14 protein-coding genes are annotated in these 20,730 nt (G+C 39.6%); 4 read left to right on the forward strand and 10 right to left on the reverse strand.

What is annotated here, in order from left to right:
- Positions 1–2 precede the first annotated feature (2 nt).
- Positions 3–1,538, reverse strand: a complete 1,536-nt coding sequence (locus ABIB30_RS01485) for an alpha/beta hydrolase-fold protein (protein WP_354298974.1) — start codon at positions 1,536–1,538, stop codon at positions 3–5.
- Between the two features lie 128 nt (positions 1,539–1,666).
- On the opposite strand from ABIB30_RS01485, the gene ABIB30_RS01490 reads away from it, so the two are divergent.
- Both ABIB30_RS01490 and ABIB30_RS01495 read left to right on the forward strand, forming a co-directional pair.
- Positions 1,667–2,062 carry a hypothetical protein gene (locus ABIB30_RS01490; RefSeq protein ID WP_354298975.1) on the forward strand — a complete coding sequence of 132 codons (396 nt, stop codon included), beginning with the start codon at positions 1,667–1,669 and terminating at the stop codon, positions 2,060–2,062.
- A 133-nt stretch (positions 2,063–2,195) separates the two neighbouring features.
- Complete coding sequence (locus tag ABIB30_RS01495) at positions 2,196–3,314, forward strand: pectate lyase family protein (RefSeq protein ID WP_354298976.1); 1,119 nt, start codon at positions 2,196–2,198, stop codon at positions 3,312–3,314.
- A 343-nt stretch (positions 3,315–3,657) separates the two neighbouring features.
- Here the strand turns inward: ABIB30_RS01495 and ABIB30_RS01500 are convergent, their stop codons facing one another.
- The 6 genes from ABIB30_RS01500 to ABIB30_RS01525 form a co-directional block, all read right to left on the reverse strand.
- Positions 3,658–5,292 carry a RagB/SusD family nutrient uptake outer membrane protein gene (locus tag ABIB30_RS01500; RefSeq protein WP_354298977.1) on the reverse strand — a complete coding sequence of 545 codons (1,635 nt, stop codon included), beginning with the start codon at positions 5,290–5,292 and terminating at the stop codon, positions 3,658–3,660.
- A 16-nt stretch (positions 5,293–5,308) separates the two neighbouring features.
- Positions 5,309–8,272 carry a SusC/RagA family TonB-linked outer membrane protein gene (locus tag ABIB30_RS01505; RefSeq protein WP_354298978.1) on the reverse strand — a complete coding sequence of 988 codons (2,964 nt, stop codon included), beginning with the start codon at positions 8,270–8,272 and terminating at the stop codon, positions 5,309–5,311.
- 241 nt (positions 8,273–8,513) lie between these two features.
- Positions 8,514–10,139 carry an NADP-dependent glyceraldehyde-3-phosphate dehydrogenase gene (locus tag ABIB30_RS01510; protein WP_354298979.1) on the reverse strand — a complete coding sequence of 542 codons (1,626 nt, stop codon included), beginning with the start codon at positions 10,137–10,139 and terminating at the stop codon, positions 8,514–8,516.
- 83 nt (positions 10,140–10,222) lie between these two features.
- Positions 10,223–11,623, reverse strand: coding sequence for a glucuronate isomerase (gene uxaC / locus ABIB30_RS01515; protein ID WP_354298980.1), 1,401 nt, complete (start codon positions 11,621–11,623; stop codon positions 10,223–10,225).
- Positions 11,624–11,714: 91 nt separating this feature from the next.
- A complete protein-coding gene (locus ABIB30_RS01520; protein WP_354298981.1) occupies positions 11,715–12,920 on the reverse strand; it encodes a glycoside hydrolase family 88/105 protein in 1,206 nt (401 codons plus the stop codon).
- Between the two features lie 6 nt (positions 12,921–12,926).
- The gene (locus ABIB30_RS01525) at positions 12,927–14,477 is read right to left on the reverse strand and encodes a glycoside hydrolase family 28 protein (protein WP_354298982.1); all 1,551 of its coding nucleotides are present in this window, start codon (positions 14,475–14,477) and stop codon (positions 12,927–12,929) included.
- A gap of 184 nt (positions 14,478–14,661) precedes the next feature.
- On the opposite strand from ABIB30_RS01525, the gene ABIB30_RS01530 reads away from it, so the two are divergent.
- Entirely contained in the window at positions 14,662–15,672 is a 1,011-nt protein-coding gene (locus ABIB30_RS01530) for a LacI family DNA-binding transcriptional regulator (protein WP_354298983.1), read from the forward strand.
- Between the two features lie 12 nt (positions 15,673–15,684).
- Here ABIB30_RS01530 and ABIB30_RS01535 read toward each other — a convergent pair whose 3' ends face one another.
- Together ABIB30_RS01535 and ABIB30_RS01540 are read right to left on the reverse strand one after the other, a co-directional pair.
- Positions 15,685–17,337: a UxaA family hydrolase gene (locus tag ABIB30_RS01535; RefSeq protein WP_354298984.1), complete on the reverse strand. Its 1,653-nt coding sequence runs from the start codon at positions 17,335–17,337 to the stop codon at positions 15,685–15,687.
- Positions 17,327–18,325 carry a pectinesterase family protein gene (locus ABIB30_RS01540; protein ID WP_354298985.1) on the reverse strand — a complete coding sequence of 333 codons (999 nt, stop codon included), beginning with the start codon at positions 18,323–18,325 and terminating at the stop codon, positions 17,327–17,329. The genes ABIB30_RS01535 and ABIB30_RS01540 overlap by 11 nt, the downstream gene beginning before the upstream one ends.
- Positions 18,326–18,502: 177 nt before the next feature.
- Between ABIB30_RS01540 and ABIB30_RS01545 the strand changes: the two genes are divergently transcribed.
- Positions 18,503–20,047, forward strand: coding sequence for an MFS transporter (locus ABIB30_RS01545; RefSeq protein ID WP_354298986.1), 1,545 nt, complete (start codon positions 18,503–18,505; stop codon positions 20,045–20,047).
- A 144-nt stretch (positions 20,048–20,191) separates the two neighbouring features.
- Here ABIB30_RS01545 and msrA read toward each other — a convergent pair whose 3' ends face one another.
- Positions 20,192–20,683 carry a peptide-methionine (S)-S-oxide reductase MsrA gene (msrA, locus tag ABIB30_RS01550; RefSeq protein WP_354298988.1) on the reverse strand — a complete coding sequence of 164 codons (492 nt, stop codon included), beginning with the start codon at positions 20,681–20,683 and terminating at the stop codon, positions 20,192–20,194.
- Between the last annotated feature and the right edge of the window lie 47 nt (positions 20,684–20,730).

Consider the following 20,730-nt stretch of genomic DNA (forward strand, 5'->3'; position numbering starts at 1 on the left):
TTCTAGTGCTGACCATATTGAAGATTGAATGGTATAGAAACCCCATTTTTAGTAGCTATTATGCTTGGTGTAAGATAACTCAGTTTCAATTTATAAGGTTCATTTTTATGGAAGGACTCTAAGCGAATAGGATAAAATCCTTTTTTTAATGGTATTACATAGGTACACAGCTGGCTATTTAAAGTAGTCATTCTCATTAATAGACGATTGCCAAGATAGAAGTTTGCTTCTTCACCATTCTCCATTATAAACATATAATAACCATCTTCCTTTGTTTCCAATTGTCCATCAATCACTACAGCAACATTGTCTTTTTTCCGGATTTTATCCAACTTAAAATCGCCATTTGTTATTCCTGTTTTTACAGGGTTTTTTAAATCTCTGAAGTCAGGCCATTTTTCCCATTTACCTTCGTAGTAAGCATAATTAAAACCACCTGGCTTTACATTTTTCTGTTTTGAAATAGGATGCAATGTTTTTCCGGCTATAAAATCTCCAGTTACAACCTGATTATAATGAGCTCTGGCGGTAAAATTTTTAGTGGTGACTTTTGCTGCATTAGTTAAAGTCAGTTCATGCCGCATTTTATTTGATACTGTAGTGGGCACTGTTCCATCGAGCGTGTAATTAACAGTTGTGGTATCACTAAAATACCATACGTTAATAGGTTTATCCTTCAATATAATGCCATTCATTGGATGAAACATTGCTTTGTTATTAAAACCTGCATAAGAAAACTTCAAGCCGTCATAGGTGCTTTTCAGCCTTATAGAATTGTGTGATTCGTTCGGATAAGCTATACTTTTCCACGTTAATCCTGCAGGAGCGTAGTTTTTAAGGACAGTATTCATGGTATCAATCCTCATTACTTTCCCCCGCTCACCTTCCCTGCCACTCATGAAAAATGTGATAGCTAAACCGGCTAATTCAGGTAACTTACTGGATGCAATTTTTTGGATATAACATTTGTCCCACCAAAGACTTGGATCGACTGCGATATAAGATTTAAAAGCTTTCGGTTCATTCAAGAGTGCATAAGTGACGAACATGCCGCCCAATGAATGCCCCCAAAGTGTATTGTCACCATTTGATGGATATTTTTGGTCGATATAAGGAATAAGTTCATTTTTAAGAAAACCCAGAAATTTATCCGCTCCGCCTGAGGTTGACCAGCCTTCCAGATGTGTTGGAGTCAGGTCCTTATTGCGATCTATACCTAAAACGCTGACAATTATTGTTGAGGGCATAAAGGATATCTCTTCTAAAAAACGTTGGGTTTCTTTGATTAATCCTGTATTCCAGTTCCCACCATCCAGCACGTAGAGCACATCATACTTGCGATCACTGCCAGGCTTATAATCTTGAGGAAGAAATATCTCTACTTGCCTTTTTTCGTTTAGAAATTTCGAATTCAAGGAATCAAGCTTACCATAATCAATTTTTCTAAGGACGGTATCCTGTGCCTTAGCTACATCCAACAAACCACCAATTACTAAAATCAGCACAAAAAAGAAGCGCAACATGTTTTTTATTTTCATAGTTGTTTAATAGACCAGATTTTTAATAAAATGTTACGCTCTTTATGTTGAGGTTTTGTAGCGTAATAATGATTATTAGCGTTTAGCGATAATACACAGACATTATATTATTAATCAATTTTATCCCTATGAAGTATTTACTTGCACTATCAGCAGTAGCGTTAATCTGCCTTTCTTCCACTAATTCATTTGCACAAAAGAAAACAAACCCTCAAAGGCCAAAAATCAACCATACTAAACAAGCTAAGTTTTATTGGGCAGGTGTGCTGCAAAAACGAGGAATGACTGCTTATCAGTATGGAACACATATATTGAATGGTAAGTCTTTATCAGGGAAGCCTGATCAACCGGAGACTACATTTGCATTAAAGGCAGTAAAAAAAATAAATTTAAATAAGTATGCTGGTAAAAAAGTCATCATCACGGGTAAGAAAGTGGATGGTTATCCCTTAGACTCTGGACCTGAGCTTATTGAGGTTTCTGCAATTGAGTTGGACAAGGTGATGAAAATGAATATAAAGTAATCTGGTTCCGGTCAGCAACTTCATATTTTCCGCAATCGTTACCGGCATCGATTGCGGATTTTTATTTCCCTGTTTACTCTCGTTTCCATTTTTTCAATGATTAGATTAATAATTAACCAATTATAAATCTAATATGAAAAACATGAAAATGAGCGTAAACTACTTTACCTCTTCGGCTGTCGCTTTATGCATAGCCTTTATTTCTTTTGGCTGCCAGAAAAGTAAAGATCCAGGTGCCAGCACAGAAAACTTAACGTCAAATCAGGCGAAAACAGCAACCGAGGCTACTTGTGTTGTGCAAGGTTGGGCTTCCCAAAATGGAGGAACGACTGGTGGCGGGACAGCAACGCCAACAGTTGTGACCAATTATGCGGATTTAAAAGCTGCCATACTCAATGCGAATGTGAAGGTAGTCCAAGTCAATGGTACAATCACAATACCTTCGGGTGGAAGAATTTCTTTCCAAGATCAGACTGGGAAAACCATTTTCGGAACAGCTGGAGCAAAATTAGTCTCAGCAGATCAGACAAAGGCTAATTCGGGTATTATTAATATCAAAAGATGTACTAATATTATAATCAGGAATTTGATTTTCGAAGGGCCTGGAGCTTATGATGTTGATGGCTGGGATAATGCAATAATAGACGCGAGTACAAATGTTTGGGTAGATCATTGTGAGTTCAGAGATGGTGTGGATGGTAACTTTGACATCAAAAACATCTCTGACTATATTACGGTTTCTAATTGTAAATTTGCTTATTTAAAACCACCGAGAGCAGGTGGTTCGGGTGGTTCAGATGACCATCGTTTTTCGGGACTGATTGGTTCCAGTGATAGTGCTACTGCAGACAGGAACCGCTTACGGGTTACATTTGTACGTTGCTGGTGGGCTGAGGGCTGTGTAGCCAGAATGCCAAGAGTAAGGTTCGGCAAAGTGCACCTGGTTAACAATTATTTTAGCAGTACAGTGAGTAAAAGTTGTATACAGGCAGGCTTTGAAGCAAATATTTTAGTGGAGTCTAATGTTTTCGAGAACGTTAAAAATCCTGTTGACTTAATGGACAATACCTCTACTGCTGTTCAGCTTAAAGAAAATACGTTTACCAATGTAACCGGGAATATATCGGGCAATGGCAATACTGCATTTACTCCCTCCTACAGTATTTCAACGCTGAATTCATCCAGTGTCAAAGCTGCGGTTACTTCATCCAATGGTGCAGGTGCTACGGTTTCGGGTAATAATTGTTCCTGATCTTATATTGAAATATTAAATGAAGGAAAGGAAGTGTAGCCTGGTTGAAGGCTACACTTCCTTTTATACTTAAAGACTTTCTACTTCTTCAAGGAAGAGTGCGGTAAACTGCGTTCCGCAGATTTAAGCCGTCTGTAATCGTCTTCTTCCCGCTGTAGAATCAAGTCGTATACAAATTGTTATTCTGGTGATAATTTCCTCATTCAGGCGATATTAACCTCTTTCATCTTAACTTCCCAGTGCCGGTTACTCTTTAACTTTTGCTGATGGATCAGCCGGATCAGGTAATAAATATCTCTATTGTAAAGAAATTAATAAAGAAATTAACCCCCTCAAATATTTACTATTGGTATCCAGGATTCTGCGTGAATTCACTTTTATTGGTAACTGCGTCGATTTGTGTTCTTGGAATGGGCCTGACCAGATTGAAATCAGTTATACCTTTCGAATCAGGGTTAAATGCTTTAACGCGCTCCTGCAGTTTACCTGCTCTTTTCAGATCAAACCAGCGTATTTGCTCACCGGCAAACTCTCTTGCGCGTTCATCTAATATAAAATCCAGGGTAACCTGAGCTGGTGTAATTTGCATAGCTGTGACTTTACCTGGTTTTGCAGCTCTGGTACGTATTACATTTAAATAAGTTGCTGCAGCTCCCGGATTACCCAGGTTAAATTCAGCCTCAGCTGCAATCAGATATAATTCTGCAAAACGGATGACAAAGACATCCCTGGCACTTTGAGCCTCATTAATGCTTGTTCTGGTAGGATCTGCAAACTTAATCAAAGAAACGTAATGTAATTGATCCTTAACAGTTCCGTTAGCATTATAAACAGCATTGCGATCAAATACTTTATACAATTTACCCGCAGATGGAAACACTTTTTTAGTAGTCAGAATAGCGGTATCTCCTATTTTCATACCAGCTGGCCTGGTCGTACCATTCGCGTACCATACCGTTTGAAATGAGCCTTCATATCTGGAATCGTTATCGTCGTATAAATCCAATAAGAAGCGGGTAGGCATATAACGGTCAAATGGTCTTCCATTTGCGAGGTCACGCAACATGCCAGGCTGATCATCGTATTTCATGGCGTACAACATATGTCCATTATTACTACCTCTGCTGTGCCCTAATGGATTGAGAATCGGATCTATAAGATCATTCAATGATAGATTTGTTGAGTAATTAACGGTATAAACAACTTCCTTATTTTTGAGATTTGACATTTTCCACAGGTCGGCATAGGCAGGTAATAAAATAAAACCATAACCACCATTAATTACCGAAAGTGCCATATCTCTGGCTTCCGTATTTTTCTTTTGGGTAAGATACATTCTTGACAGGAAAGCCTGAGCAGCTGGCTTGGTCACCCTTCCATAATCTGCAGTGGTTGAAGGTAAATTAGCGACAGCAAATAACAAATCATCAATGATTTGCTTATTAAATGTCTCTACTGGTGTTTTATTCGCCGTCGTAATTACACCCTGGGTTTCATTTAGTGAAAAATGAACGCCTCCCCAGGTTTCAACAATATGCCAGTAATAAAATGCACGCAGAAACTTTAGTTCAGCTTCTCTTATAGGTCTGGCAGTTGAGGACAGCCCTGCTCCTGCAATTTTGTTTATTCCTGCGTTGCATAAATTAACAGCAGCGTATAATTGCTGCCATTCTGTGGTAATAGCTGCGTTTGTTCCCTGTAAATTAATATATTGGGTCAAATCAGTGCTGATATCCCCAGCCCCGCTCATCCAGAGATCTGTTCCCATTTCAGAGATACTATGACCTTCTTCTTTTCCATACCACCAGCGCTGGTAGGAATAAGCAGCGTTCACCAGGGTTTCAAATCCTGCGGGCGTGGTATAGACACTTTCAGCAGTAATTCCTGAAGGGTTATTTTCTACAAGTGATTTTTTACAGGAGATCATTACAGACAATCCCGCAAAGACAATCAGGCCTTTATATATATAATGTTTCATTTCGATGAGTTTGAGTTTAAAAAGTAACGTTTAAGCCAACAGTATAAAGCTTAGTCATAGGTGCACCTTCTGATCCACCCCGTTCAGGATCATATTCTTTAAGTAAAGAGGATTTGGTATAGGTAAAAGGGTTTCTGGCAGTTGCATAGATGCGCACACTTTTGATAAAACTCTTTTCCAGGGTATTTTTTGGTACTGTATACCCCAGCGTAATATTCCTTAACCTGATAAAAGATCCATCAGTATAGCCTAAAGAGGTAGAATATAGTGTAGAATTAAACGAGATGTTCTTATTTGGACGTGGAAAATCGTTGGAGGCGTTTTCTGGTGTCCAGTAGTTAATAATTGTAGAGCTGTTATTAATTCCCTGCGGATCGTATCTGCGCAAGAATTCAGCATATACAGTCTGCCCCATTCTGGCGAAAAGATAAATGTTCAGGTCCCAGGCTTTATAAGTAAATGTATTTTCCAGTCCTCCACTCCAATCCGGACGGTTAGTCCCTATAATTTTCCGGTCATTGGTTGCGTCAATTTTTCCATCGTTATTGAGATCACTAACCCGGATGTCCCCTGGTTTCTGTCCGTATTTTGCGGCTTCTGCCGCATCGGCTGTTTGCCAGATCCCTATCTTTTCGTAGTCATAGAAAGATTGGATCGGTGAGCCTACAAACCAGGAGTTCAGCACATCTGATTGCGCTCCTCCTGCAAGTTCAACAATCTTCTCTCTGTTTCTGCTGAAACTGATATTTGTAGTCCACTGAAAATCTTTATTGACGATATTTTTTGAAGAAATGTAAACCTCAATACCTTTATTACGTGTTTTTGCAATATTTTGAATCACACTGATTACACCATCTGTTGGAGGCAGACTTCTGTTGAGTAATAAATCATATGTTTTAGAATCATAATAATCAACGGTCGCAGTGATTCTATTTTTAAAGAGTGCAATCTCTAATCCAAAGTCACTTGTTTTCGTTTTTTCCCAGGTGAGATCCAGATTACCGACTCTTGGAGAGTAACCGTAAGCCAGAGCTGGTGCGTCATCATAAGCAAATCCAATTCTTGATAAACTGCTCTGGGTTGAATAAGAATTGATATTATCACTGCCGGCAATACCATAGCTATACTTTAATTTTAAGTCACTGATAATTTTATTGTCTTTTAGAAACTGTTCGTCACTAACTCTCCAGGCTACAGCGGCAGAGGGAAAAAACGCCCATTTATTGCCTTCTGCCAATTTCGAAGAACCATCAGTACGTCCTGTTGCTGTTAACAGATATTTACCTTTGTAGGCATAATTTAACCTGCCTGCAAATGAAATCAGGTTATTCATGGTATAAGCCGTGTTTACCGCCTGATTTTGCGTATTTCCAAGACCATAGAACAATTGTGATTTTAACAATTGATTTTCACCTGAAGCTGCAATATTATCCGATCTGTTATAAAGCAAACTGTTAATACCAGTGACTGTAAAAGCATGATCTTTGATTTCTTTAGTATAGGTGATATAGTTTTCTATATTAATTAGATGACCGTTGGAGGCTGAATAAGTCGCTTTTGGAACAGAGCCGTTACGGTCAAGAGAAAAACGGTCTGCATAAGTCCCTGTTCTGTCACTGTTTAAGTTTACACCGAGATTGGAGCGGGCAACTAATCCTTTAAATGGTTTAAACTCCATATAAGCTGACAGCAGTGTACGATTGATGATAGTCTGATTGGAATATACATCTGGCTGTTCATCGGCAAGTGGACTTACAAAAGTACCTGCAAGTGGATAAACGATGAATTTACCTTCATTGTCGTAAAGCGTCCCTAAAGGAGAAATTTTGTTCACCTGATTTAGTGGATCACGGCGGTTATCTTGTTCATAATGCGTAAATTGTCCCTGCATTCCGGTTGTAAAGTATTTACCGATAGACTGATCAAGGTTTAAACGGGCTGTATAACGGCTGGATTTATCCATTTTCAGTACCCCTTTTTCATCCAGGTAATCAAGAGAAAAATATACTTTGGTTTTTTCAGTCCCAGCTCTTACGCCTAACTGGTAATCCTGTTGACTTCCATCATGAAAAATCAGATCCTGGTAGTCCAGATATTCTTTATTTTGTATGGCTGTATATTCTGCGGAATTAAATATTTTAACGTCGTCGGCCGGACTTGACCAGTTACCGGTGGTACGATTGGCTTGTCTGCGTTGTTCGATATATTGTTCTGCATTCATTACTGAAGGATATCTGGATACTTTTGATACGCCATAATAAGTATTCAGAGAAACTGTGGCCAATCCTGAAATTCCTTTTTTTGTGGTAATCAGGATTACACCGTTAGCCCCTCTGGAGCCATATATTGCTGTGGAAGAGGCATCTTTTAAAATCTCCATAGAGGCAATATCATTTGGGTTTAAATCCTGCAGACTTGAATATTGTACCCCATCGACAATGATCAGCGGGCCATTGCCTGCCGAAATTGATCTTGTACCTCTGATATTGATGTTTACGCCTGATGATGCAGCACCACTGCTTCGGGTAATATCTACGCCCGGTACTTTACCTTGAATAGATTCCAGTGGGTTTGAGGATGGAACTTTAGCAATGTCTTCGCCTTTAACCGAAACTACTGAGCCGGTAAGGTCTCTTTTCTTTACGGTTCCATAGCCAATTACTACAACTTCACTTAAGGCCGTTTCATTAGGTGTTAGTTTAATTTGTAGCTGTGTTTGATTGCCTGCGTTAACTTCTTTCTTCAGATAGCCTACATAGTTGACCACCAGTACTGTCTCGCTGCCTGAAATGTTTAAACTGAATTTTCCGTTGGTATCGGTACTGGTTCCCTGACTGGTCCCTTTAACCAGTATACTCACGCCAATTAGTGTTTCTCCGCTTTTTGCATCGGTCACCTGCCCTGAGATTTTACGGGTCTGTGCGGATAGGAAACTGCAGAAAAAGCAGACCCCTACAGTTAAAAGATAAAATTTGCTCATAAATATTTGGTTAGGATAATCGCTTAAGGGTATAATTCTTTATTCCCGGGAGAAATCAAAAAATTAAATCAATTAAGTTTTATAACAAGTCTACATAGTTTTCAAGCGAAATGGATTTAAATCCGGGAAAATAACTACGCAATCGTTGCCGAAATATGAAATCAATAAGACACATAAAAAAAGGGAATCCTGAAACAAATTCAGAACTCCCCTTTTTATGGTCAAAGATTTGTTGATTCTTTTAAAAAAGATATTTTGTGCTTAAAAAATTGGAATCATTACCGTCAATTATTTCATTGATTAAAAGCTTATTAGCATCATTCAGTTTGGTAGCTACTAAAGATCGGATGGAGAAAGATCGCAAAGCATCTACAACTGACAATGTTCCTTCAGCACTATCTTTTCTACCCGTAAATGGAAACGCATCAGGCCCGCGCTGACATTGGCAATTGATGTTTACACGACTTACCTGGTTGATTAGCGGGTCAATTAATGCTGCCACTTCTACATGATCATTACTGAAAATACTTACTTGCTGACCATGGGTAGATTCAATCAGGTATTCGATCGTTTCTTCCAGATCATCAAATGGAACGACAGGAATAACTGGCCCGAACTGTTCTTCGGTATAGAGTTTCATTTCTTTGTTTACAGGATAAACAATAGCAGGGTATACAAAAGATTCATTGGAAGCTCCGCCATGTTCATTGATAACTGAAGCACCATGCGCTATAGCGTCTTCAATACATTCTTTAAGATAGGCAGGCTTATGAGGTTCAGGTAAAGGAGTTAAGGAAACACCTTCTACCCATGGCATACCAAATTTCAGTTTGGCAACCGCTGCTGATAATAGCTTCAGGAATTCCTCGGCCAAAGAACGATGGATGAAAATAATCTTCAGCGCAGTACAGCGTTGTCCGTTAAAAGACAGCGATCCCAAAACTGTTTCCTGAACTGCCAAAGCCAAATCTGCATGCGCGGTGATGATTGCCGCGTTTTTTGCATCTAATCCTAAAATAGCCCGCAGCCTGTTAACTTTAGGGTGCAGTTTTTTCAGTTCATTTGCTACTTTACTGGAACCAATTAATGTTAAAACATTAATCTTTCCAGATTTCATCAAGCCGGGAATGATCACATTTCCTCTGCCATAAATGGTATTGACTACTCCTTTTGGAAAAGAATCTCTAAAGGCTTCCAGCAATGGATAGTGTAAAAGCGTACCGTGTTTAGGTGGTTTAAATAACAGCGTATTCCCCATGATAAGTGCAGGAATTAAAGTAGTAAAAGTCTCATTTAAAGGATAGTTAAATGGCCCCATACAAAGTACTACACCAAGTGGAGAACGCCTCACCTGTGCAACAATCCCCTGTTCTATCGTAAATCTTGAAGATTGACGATCCAGGTCTTTCAGCGCGTCAATGGTGGCGTGAATGTACTCTACGGTTCTGTCAAATTCTTTCACAGAATCGGCGTAGGATTTACCAATTTCCCACATCAGCAGCTTAACGACTTCTTGTTTCTTTTCAATGATTCTGCCTGTAAATTTCTCTACATGGGTAATCCTGTCGGCTACACTCATTGTAGGCCATTCGCCACGGCCATTGTCATAGGCCGCGACAGCTGCGTCAAGCGCCTCCATTGCTTCTTTTTCACTACACAAAGGATAAGTACCGATCACTTTACGTTGTAAGCCTTCGGTAGTTTTGATACAAACAGGGGAAACTACAGTGTGGACTTCTCCATCCCAGGGATGCATGGCACCATTACTTAAATACGCGCGCTGATGCAGTTCCTGCTGCAATCGGAATGCTTCGGGTATTTCATGCTCTTCAACAAAAATGGAATTGAGCTGGTCTTGAAAATTCATCCGTTAAATTTATGTTTATTAAAAGTTATCAGGTACAAAATAGGAAATAGTTTATACTTAAACGTTTAAATTATATAATCATTTTAGAAATTAAAGTAGTCTTTTGCGTTATTATAGCAGATATTTTTGATGATTTGTCCAACCCAGTCTATATTATTGGGCAATTCTCCGTTTTCTATGTCCTCACCAAGCAAATTACAGAGTAATCTTCTGAAATATTCATGACGGGGATAAGAAAGAAAGCTCCTTGAATCGGTAAGCATCCCTATAAAGCGACTTAACAAACCCATATTTGAAAGCGCGTTAAGTTGCCGCGTCATCCCATCTTTCTGGTCAAGAAACCACCAGCCCGAACCAAATTGAATCTTTCCGGCAATAGTACCATCGTTAAAATTACCGATCATAGTTGCCATCAGTTCATTATCTGAAGGATTCAGGTTATAAAGAATGGTCTTGGCGAGCTGGTTATCCGTATCCAATCTGTTTAAAAATTTTGATAACTGTGGTCCTTGCTGGAAATCTCCTATGGAGTCCCACCCGGTATCTGGCCCAAGACGCTCTAATAAACGTGAATTATTGTTTCTTAATGCACCCAGGTGGTATTGCTGTACCCATCCTTTCTCATGGTCCCAGGTTGCGAAATGATAAAGCATGGCAGATTTAAACTGTAAAACTTCCTGTGCATTTAATTCTTGCTGATTAATTATCTTATCAAAGATTGAAGCGACTTCCTGATCTGTATAAACAGCAGCATAAAGTTGTTCTAAGCCATGATCAGAAACAGAGCAGCCATTTGCTGCAAAGTAGTCGTGTCTGTCTTTTAATGCCTTTAAATAGCTGTCGAAATCTGTTATTTGATGAGATGAAATGTTTTGCAGTTTCTTAATATAGGCAATAAGCGAAGGCAAATCATCTGCGTTCATAGCTTTGTCGGGCCTAAATGCTGGCAGGATTTTTATTTCAAAACCATCGGCTTTGATCTTTTGATGATGTGCGAGGTCATCGGTTGGATCATCGGTAGTAGCCAGTACACTGACTTTCATTTTCCGCAGCAGGTTCCTTACCGAGTAAGCTGGTGTTTGAAGTTTAGCTGTACATTCCTCATATATTTTCCTGGCTGTTGCGGGAGATAAGATATCATAAATATCAAAATAACGCTGTAATTCCAAATGTGTCCAGTGATACAAGGGGTTACGCAGTGTATAGGGGACAGTTTCCGCCCACTTTTCAAATTTCTCCCAATCGCTTTTATTTCCAGTGATATATTCTTCAGGAACTCCGTTAGCACGCATTGCACGCCATTTATAATGATCTCCGTACAGCCAAACCTGTGTCAGGTTTTCAAAATTCTTGTCTTCAGCAATTTGATCAGGTGGTAAATGACAGTGATAATCAATCACAGCCATGTCTTTTGCGTATTGATGATAGAGCAATACGGCGGTTTCATTATTTAATAAGAAATTTTCATCAATAAACTTTTTCACAGCAATGGATTAGTATAAGAAATTGGTTATTAGTTGCTCAATGCGTTTTATTTGTTTTAAGCGGTTGTTTTTATTTGAAGATCTGTTTTGGTTAAAGATCTTTTGAGGCAATTTCCATTTCTGAGGCAGCCAATATAAATGCTCCTACGCCTTTAGGATCATTAGTAATTACCTTTTCACTGATATAATATGCATAACTGCCATCGCGATATGGTTTCCCACCTAATCCGGAGACACTTACTGTACCTTTTAAGTTGACTTGTCCAGGTTTCGCCCCATCTTCAATGAACTCTTTTTGTATCCCCTGAAAGCCATGTTTTGCAATGCTGAAGTATTTATGGTCTAAATATCCTTTGCGAACAGCTTTACTGATTGTGTAAACAAACATGCAGGAGGCCGAAGCTTCTTTATAGTTACCTGCGCGTTCTGGTTGATCAAGAATATCGTACCACAGACCAGAATTTTTATCCTGATATTGACCAATAGCAATTGATAAACGGTCCAGAATGTTGAGCAGGACTTTTCTTTTTGGATGATGTTCAGGAAAATATTCCAGTACATCGACCAGAGCCATACCATACCACCCCATTGCCCGGCCCCAGAAATTAGGAGAAACACCAGTAGTTTTATTTGCCCAGCGTTCTTGTTTTGATTCGTCCCAGCCGTGATAGAGTAGTCCTGTTTTGTAGTCACGCGCGTTTTTCTCCATGTAAATAAACTGGTTCGCGATGTCGTTGTAAGCTTTATTTTTTTTGATCAGAGCTGCGTATTCCGCATAAAAAGGTTCTCCCATGTACAGCCCGTCCAGCCACATTTGATGCGGGTATATTTTTTTATGCCAGAACCCACCTTCTTGCGTACGGGGTTGTCTTTTAAGCTGATCCCAGAGCAGTGTTGCTGCTTTAAAATATTTCTTCTGCCCGGTTATTTTATATAAGGAAAGCAGTGTACGCCCGTTTTTAACATTATCAATGTTATAATCTGTCTGTTTGTAGCGGCTGATTCCTCCATCTTCTGTGACAAAAAAATCCATAGATTTCTGCAGGTATTTAAAGTACGTATCAGATTTGGTTCTTTTCCAGATAGCCTCTATCCCTTCCAAAATAACTCCCTGATCATAAGCCCACTTTACAGGTTTAGGATTTGCTGGATCAAGGTTTAAAGAATCCTGCCAAATATCCATTACCGTAGCGGCCATGGCCTCACTGAGTGGTTTAGTCTGTGCAGTTGCACTTACGCCATAATTTATAACGAACAGGCAAGCCAAACCCGTTTTCAGGAAAAATGATCTTTTCATTTGCGCTTATTTTAGAAGAAGTGATCTGGTAGCCGGATCAAGATTTTTATAAGATACGTTGTTTCCGCTTTGTATCCTGATGAGTGGTTTTGATTGTTCAACAATCAGATTTATATCCTTCAGCTGTATGTTTTTAGCTTCCTGTAAATCAATTCCTTCTTTAGATTTGATCGTAAGGTGATTAAAGTAAATGTTACTAATGTTTAATTCTGGTAAACCACGGATAAATATCGCTTTGGAAGCTCCATCGCAGACTATATTACTGATATGAAAATCTCTGAATATTGGTGTTTCTTCAGTGACAGGTACGCTCTTAATTTGAGGTGCCTCTCTTTTTTCTCCAGCTAAAACTATTGGGTCAACTGCGGCATAGTACATATCAAAGAGGATAGCTTCTCCAACAATATCTTTCATATTGATATTCCTGGCATAAATACCTTCCACAATTCCACCTCTTCCTCTGGTGGTTTTAAATCTCAGACCGATATCTGTCCCAATAAAAGTGCAATCTGTAATATAGATATTTTTGGCTCCCCCGGACATTTCACTGCCGATTACAAAGCCTCCATGTGCATGATAAACAGTACTGTTGCGGATGACTACATTTTCTGTTGGAATTCCACGCTTGCGGCCTGCTGCATCTCTTCCCGATTTGATACAAATTCCATCATCCCCAACATCAAATGTACTTCCTTCGATCAGCACATTTTTACAGGATTCTATATCTATTCCATCACCGTTCTGTGCATACCATGGATTTTTCACATATACATTCCGAACAGTCAGGTCGCTGCACAGCAGTGGGTGTAAATTCCAGGCTGGAGAATTTTGAAAAGTCACACCTTCGAGCAAAATTTGCTTACAATTATTGAGCACTAGTAAGTTTGGCCGCAGAAAGTCTTTGATAGTATCGTAAAATTCAGCAGATTTATCTGGAGTAATCAGCCCGGGATCTTTCATTCCAGCTCCTTTAAATGTTTTTTCTGAAGGATACCAGATCTTTTTTTCTTCATTCATCAAACCACCGGAAGCTATACGTGCCTTCCACTGGCTTTCTGTTAATTTATCTTTTTTAACCATCCGCCATACATCACCTGCGCCGTCTATAATCCCATAACCAGTTATCGCAATATTTTCTTCGTCATTAGCCCAGATGGGAGATTGATTACGCATTTGAGCAACTCCCTCCCAATTTCCTTCTACCAATTTATACTGATTGAGATCTTTGGTAAATTGAAGCAAAGCATTTTTTTGTAAATGCAGGTTTACATTACTTTTGAGTTCTATAGGCCCTGTTAACCACATTCCTTCGGGAATCAGCACCACACCACCTCCATTTTTACTGCTAGCTGCTATAGCTTGATTAATTGGTATGGTATTGAGTGTTACGCCATCATTTACTGCTCCATATTTAAGGATACTCAGCGTATCATTTTTAAATACAGGTTCTTTGACTACGGGCAGATGAGCAAAGGGATCTGTTTCTTTAGGCTGTGCATTTACATTAATGGCCAGACTGATGATAAAGCTTGCAAAGATTAGACGGAAGTTGTTCATGAAAATTTGGTTAGCTGTTTTAACTTCAATAGGTGACAAGTCTACATAGTTTTAGGACAGCATAAAACAATTACACTTAAAATAAATACGCAATCGTTGCCGTACGTACTTTCTATCATTTTACAATCAGAATTTATATGTAAACTTGTGATCAGTTAATTCTAACCAATAGAAAAAAGGCGTTATGTTTGTACCCTCTACATTAAAAGATATAGCCAGTGCACTTGGCTATTCAACTTCTACAATTTCCAGGGCTTTACGTGATACTTATGAGATCAGCCCTGAAACTAAAAAGATTATCCGGGAGTATGCGCAAAAGATAAACTACCGCCCCAATCCTATTGCACAGAGTTTAAAGGAACGCCGGAGCAAATCAATAGGTGTTGTCGTCGCTGAGGTTGCCAATCATTACTTTTCTCAGGCAATTAACGGGATTGAATCTATTGCTTATGATCGCGGTTATCACGTCATTATCACGCAGACCCACGAGTCTTATGAGCGGGAAAAGATCAATATTCAACATTTAGCTTCCAGATCTGTAGATGGATTGCTGATCTCTTTATCTGCTGAAACAAGTGATACCTTACATCTTCAGGATTTGCATCAGAAAGGATTACCGATGGTGTTTTTTGACCGGGTTACAGAAGATATAATCACCCACAAAGTTATCGCTGACAATGAAAAAGGAGCTTTTGAAGCTACAGAGCATTTGATTCATAAAGGGTATAAGAGAATTGCACATTTAACGAGTTCTGCGCATTTATCAATTAGTGTAGAGCGTCTGGATGGCTACAAAAAAGCATTAGCCAAACATCATATCCCTTTTGAGGAAGCCTATGTTAAATATTGTCCGCATGGAGGAATGTTTTATCAGGAGACTGAAAATGCAATCAAAGAATTAATGAACCTGAGGGAAAAGCCCGACGCCATTTTTGTAGCCGGTGACAGGTTAAGTATTGATTGCCTGATGGTATTTAAGAATTTAAATATTAAAACTCCGGCGGATATCGCAATTACAGGTTTTAGCAATTCGGACGTACTGGACCTGATGAATCCTTCGCTGACTTCGATTCGCCAGCCAGCCTTTGAGATGGGACAGATAGCGACGCAGATGTTGCTTAAGGTTATAGAAAGTAAGTATCCAGTATACGATTTCGAAAAAAAGGTACTGGATACAAGCCTGTTTGTACGTTAAAGCCAGTTTGTCTTATAAGGAGATTCCTCTTTTCCAGGGGATAAAGTCATCCTGATTTAATAAAACGGATTTAGGGATCACTTCTCCACTGGCAGCAAGAATGCAGTAGGTTAAAATATCTTCGCCCATTTGTTCAATAGTTTTTTCACCTGCGATGATTGCTCCTGCATTAATATCAATGATATCATTCATTTTAGCTGCTAAGGCATTGTTGGTGGATATTTTGATAACCGGGCAAACGGGGTTTCCTGTTGGTGTGCCTAAACCTGTAGTAAATAAAATCAGTGTCGCTCCACTTGCAGCTTTACCTGTAGTGGCCTCTACATCATTACCTGGTGTGCAAACCAAGTTCAAGCCAGGTTTTAAAGCAGGTTCAGTATAATCCAATACATCTTCTACAGGTGATGTCCCGCCTTTTTTCGCCGCACCGTTACTCTTGATGGCATCCGTAATTAAACCATCTTTGATGTTACCCGGTGAAGGGTTCATGTGAAAACCTGAACCTGCATTTTCGGCTGCCTGGTTATAGGCAGACATCAGCTTCATGAATTTCCTGGCCGCCCTTTCGTCTTTTGTCCTGTCTATGATATCCTGTTCTGCACCACAGAGTTCAGGAAACTCTGCCAATAGGACTTTAGCCCCAAGTGCAACTAGTAAATCGGCGCAATAACCAACCGCAGGGTTTGCAGAAATACCGCTAAAACCATCACTGCCCCCACATTTTACCCCAATACATAATTTACTTAAAGGAGCTGGCTGACGTTCCATTTGATTTGCTTCAATTAAGCCTTCAAAGGTTTGACGGATGGCTGTTGTAATCAACTGCACTTCACTTTGAGATTGTTGTTGTTCAAAAATATAGAGCTTTTTATCAAAAGATGGATTACGTTCTTTTAAATCATCTAGAAAATCCTGAACCTGCAAGTTCTGACAGCCCAGACTCAATAAGGTAACCCCTGCAACGTTGGGATGATCTGCATAAGCAGCCAATAGTTTGCTTAATACGGCGGCATCCTGGCGGATACCGCCACAGCCCCCCTGATGATTTAAAAACTTGATTCCGTCAATATTTTTAAACAGTCTTTTGGTTCTTAGGGACTCAGGTTCCAGTGCAATTGGAATCGCTGCAAGCGTTGCCGTATCTGCCCCGTTCTGATAAGCTTCTACTAACTGGTGGGTATAAGATTTATATTTTTCTGTTACGGCATACCCCAGTTCATTATGCAATGCTTCTTTGATTACATCAAGATTCCTGTTTTCACAGAATACAGCCGGTATAAACAGCCAATAGTTTGCAGTACCTACATTTCCATCTTTGCGATGGTAACCATTAAAAGTAAGGCCTTCGAATTTACTGATGTCCGGTGCTTGCCATTGATATTGATAAGGTCTGAAAAAGTACGGGGCAGCTGCATGTTTCAGGTTATCAGTGGTCATTAACCAGCCTGCCTTCACATTAGATTCTATTTTCCCAACTAAGGTTCCATACATGATTACTTGATCACCGATCTGCATATCAGTGGTATAAAACTTATGTTTAGCTGGAATGTCTGCGGTAAGCAAATAATAACTATCCTGATATTGAACAGTCTCACCTGCTTTAAGAGCTGTTAATGCGACAATCACATTATCATCGGGATGAATTTTTAAAATTTTAGTGCTCATAATTGATATATTTCCCTGTTTCTGCCAGGGTCGTTTTTGGATTCCACCCTTTAAAAATTGAAGTTGTAGTATAGTTTTTAACTTCATCGTCACTTAGCTGGTGGGACCATGCAACACGTTTTTCCGGGTTAAAACCTTCACCTTTATTTTTATATTCTGCATAGTAAGCCGTTTTTTCGTTGCTTGCTTTACGCCAGTTGTCCCAGCCTTCTGATTTGATCAGTTTTGACAGCGAACAATTGATATAAACAGTTTTACTATATGGACGCCATGGCCGGCCAAGATAAACAGTACGCTCTAATGCATCACCTGTTATTTGGCAATCTAAAAACACATAGCCATATTTGATCGTATCTGGAGCAGAAGACGCGGTGATATAACGGGCTCCTTGTTTGCAAAAAATAGTACAATCTTCAAATAAGGCAGTTGCAGCACCGAAAATAAAATCTACTGTACCTTCAATGTAACAGTTTTTAAAATATTGCCTGTTCCCTGCACCATAGGTATATAGTGTATCTTGGAAACCCTTTATGCGGCAATTGAAGAAAGCCGTTTGATCACTTGATACCCAAAGGGCAACGGCTTGACCAACGGGGCCTGAAGAGTTTTCAAAAGTAATATTATGTGCAGTAAATCCATCTCCGCAAATGTAAAAACCAGAAGACCCTGATGTTCCCATTTCTTCTCCGAAGCGATTTTTCTTTGCTGCATAATCGTTGTAGGTAAGAATCGTTTTTGAAACATCCTCTCCTACCAGTTTAACAAGTTTTTTTGATGGAGAGAGGTTTAGTTTCTCCTGATATATCCCATTCCTGATAAAGATTGTGGTTGTGACTTTTCTAAAATCGGGGACTGCATTGATGGCTTCCTGTACGGTGAGATAATCACCGGTTCCATTTTTGGCAACAACTATTTGCTTATCCTGAGCTTCAGCAAAGAATGAGATGGATAAACAGCTAATGATGAGCAGTACTAATTTTCCTTTCATAGACAATGCTAATTGTAATTTTTCAGGAATTAATTCTGTACAAGATTTAAATCTGCGCAAACGATGCCGGGAACGTTATCCTTTGACCTTTTCTTATTCTTATGGATACCTGTACAAATTTTGTTTAATTTAGGATAGGCAGACCAAAAGCTTAAGGTTTGATTAATGATTAAATTTATGGTAACAGTACCACTCCGAAGTATCCAGGGTAAATGGATTATGGCTTGTACTATTATGGCTTCGGCAATGGCATTTATCGATGCCACGGCACTTAACGTAATTTTGCCTTCTTTACAACAACATTTAAAGGCTTCAGGGCCGGATCTCTTTTGGGTATTAAATGCCTATTTGCTGATGTTGGCTTCTCTGATCTTGATCGGTGGTACATTAGGAGACCGGCTGGGCCGGAAAAAAATCTTTATGATTGGGATTTTTATTTTCATTCTTGGTTCCACGGCTTGCGGGTTCTCTTCTACGGCCACGATGCTCATCATTTTCAGAGTGATACAGGGTATTGGTGGTGCGCTTATGATACCGGGAAGTTTATCACTGATTTCTTCTTCCATTGACGAAAAAGAACGGGGAAAAGCTATCGGAACCTGGTCTGCGGCAACTACTTTAGTGACAATGGGTGGCCCTGCACTTGGCGGGGCACTGGCTGATGCGGGTTTGTGGCGTTATATCTTTTTTATCAATGTGCCTATTGGAGTCATTGTACTTTTCTTTTTAGCGACAAAAGTAAAAGAGATCAAAGATGACCAGAATACAAAGAAGGTGGATTTTTATGGAGCAATTGCTATAGCTTTTGGGCTGGCTTTACTCACTTTTGGATTTCTGCGTTTACCAACCGTTGGCTTTAGCCATATGCAGGGATATGGTGCTATTGGTACAGGAATTTTATTGTTGTTTGCTTTCATCCTGATCGAACGCAAAAGCAGCCATCCAATGATGCCACCGGGTTTATTCAGCAATTCGATTTTCACTGGAACAAATTTGCTTACTTTTTTCCTTTATGCGGGGCTTGGCGCAGGAATGCTATTTATTTCGTTAAATATGGTTCAGGTACAGGGTTATACGCAGTTGGAATCCGGTCTTACGTTTTTGCCGTTTACGATTTTCATGGTTATTAACGCACGTTTTGCCGGTAGTCTGGCCGATAAATATGGGCCAAGGTTATTTCTGATTGCAGGTCCGTTTTTAGCTGGCCTGGGTTTACTATTACTATCTTTTATCAAACAAACCAATGGCCCCTCAACTTACTGGACTACCTTTTTACCAGGCATTCTTGTTTTCGGTTTTGGGATGTCTTTGACCGTTGCCCCCCTTACCGCAGCAGTAATGGGTTCAGTAAGTGATCATTTTACGGGTACGGCTTCTGGTATTAACAATGCGGTATCAAGAATTGCGGGCGTTTTCGCAAATGCGGTTCTGGGCTCCATGGCAGTGCTTTTATTTTCTGGAGCTTTACAGCAGGAAATTAAAGCATTACCATTTAATGCGCAGCAAAAGCAAGCCATAATTGCCCAAACTTCAAATCTTGGGAATGCCAGGGCTCCAGCAGGATTAACCGCCATTCAGAAAAAGAAAGTAACAATGGCTTACCATGCGGGTTTCGTTACTGCTTATGGTAAAATAATGAAGATTTCTGCCGGTCTTGGTTTTATTGCCGCGTTAATGGCACTGATCTTTGTGCAGACACCTAAGAAAAAAGCACTTTTATAGATTTAAAATTGGCTGCATCCTGACTATTGATTTATACTGTGTACAAAATGACCTGGTGGCCATTTGCCACCAGGTCATTTTGCTGCTGATTGTCCAAGCCCATCTGCAAAGCCTATAATAAATATTCTCGCTATCAATAAAGAATTAGCTTAATTTCCAGTCTGGTCTTTCAAAGTGACAAGTATAGCCGTATGGCTGTTTTTGCAAATAATCCTGATGCTCCTCCTCTGCATTCCAGAAATCAGTTGCCGGAACTACCTCGGTTATGACTTTTCCAGGCCAGACCCCAGAAGCATCCATCTCTGCGATTAACGCATTCGCGGTTTCACGCTGTGCGTCATCTGTATAAAAAATGGCAGAACGATAAGAGGTTCCGATATCGTTACCTTGTCTGTTGCGTGTTGTTGGATCATGAATCTGGAAAAAATATTCAAGTAATCCGCGATATGATAATTTTGATGGATCAAATACGATCTCTATGCCTTCGGCGTGTGTTCCATGGTTACGGTAAGTTGCATTCGGTACATCCCCTCCGGTATAGCCTACAACTGTTGAAATAACACCTGGGTAATGACGGATAAGTTCTTCCACTCCCCAAAAACAACCGCCGGCAAGAATGGCTTTTTCAGTATTCATATGATTTTCCTTTTAATTGAATAAAGGTACAGTACAGATGTGTAAAA

Origin of the sequence: Pedobacter sp. UYP1, assembly GCF_040547305.1 — a bacterium.
Classification (GTDB): domain Bacteria; phylum Bacteroidota; class Bacteroidia; order Sphingobacteriales; family Sphingobacteriaceae; genus Pedobacter.

Excerpts from the sequence above, each read along its gene's own strand:
- ABIB30_RS01490 (WP_354298975.1), top strand. The coding sequence starts at position 1,667 with ATGAAGTATTTACTTGCACTATCAGCAGTAGCGTTAATCTGCCTTTCT.
- ABIB30_RS01510 (WP_354298979.1), bottom strand. The coding sequence starts at position 10,139 with ATGAATTTTCAAGACCAGCTCAATTCCATTTTTGTTGAAGAGCATGAA.
- ABIB30_RS01535 (WP_354298984.1), bottom strand. The coding sequence starts at position 17,337 with ATGAGCACTAAAATTTTAAAAATTCATCCCGATGATAATGTGATTGTC.
- ABIB30_RS01540 (WP_354298985.1), bottom strand. The coding sequence starts at position 18,325 with ATGAAAGGAAAATTAGTACTGCTCATCATTAGCTGTTTATCCATCTCA.
- ABIB30_RS01520 (WP_354298981.1), bottom strand. The coding sequence starts at position 12,920 with ATGAAAAGATCATTTTTCCTGAAAACGGGTTTGGCTTGCCTGTTCGTT.
- ABIB30_RS01505 (WP_354298978.1), bottom strand. The coding sequence starts at position 8,272 with ATGAGCAAATTTTATCTTTTAACTGTAGGGGTCTGCTTTTTCTGCAGT.
- ABIB30_RS01495 (WP_354298976.1), top strand. The coding sequence starts at position 2,196 with ATGAAAAACATGAAAATGAGCGTAAACTACTTTACCTCTTCGGCTGTC.
- ABIB30_RS01545 (WP_354298986.1), top strand. The coding sequence starts at position 18,503 with ATGGTAACAGTACCACTCCGAAGTATCCAGGGTAAATGGATTATGGCT.
- ABIB30_RS01530 (WP_354298983.1), top strand. The coding sequence starts at position 14,662 with ATGTTTGTACCCTCTACATTAAAAGATATAGCCAGTGCACTTGGCTAT.
- msrA (WP_354298988.1), bottom strand. The coding sequence starts at position 20,683 with ATGAATACTGAAAAAGCCATTCTTGCCGGCGGTTGTTTTTGGGGAGTG.
- ABIB30_RS01485 (WP_354298974.1), bottom strand. The coding sequence starts at position 1,538 with ATGAAAATAAAAAACATGTTGCGCTTCTTTTTTGTGCTGATTTTAGTA.
- ABIB30_RS01500 (WP_354298977.1), bottom strand. The coding sequence starts at position 5,292 with ATGAAACATTATATATATAAAGGCCTGATTGTCTTTGCGGGATTGTCT.
- ABIB30_RS01525 (WP_354298982.1), bottom strand. The coding sequence starts at position 14,477 with ATGAACAACTTCCGTCTAATCTTTGCAAGCTTTATCATCAGTCTGGCC.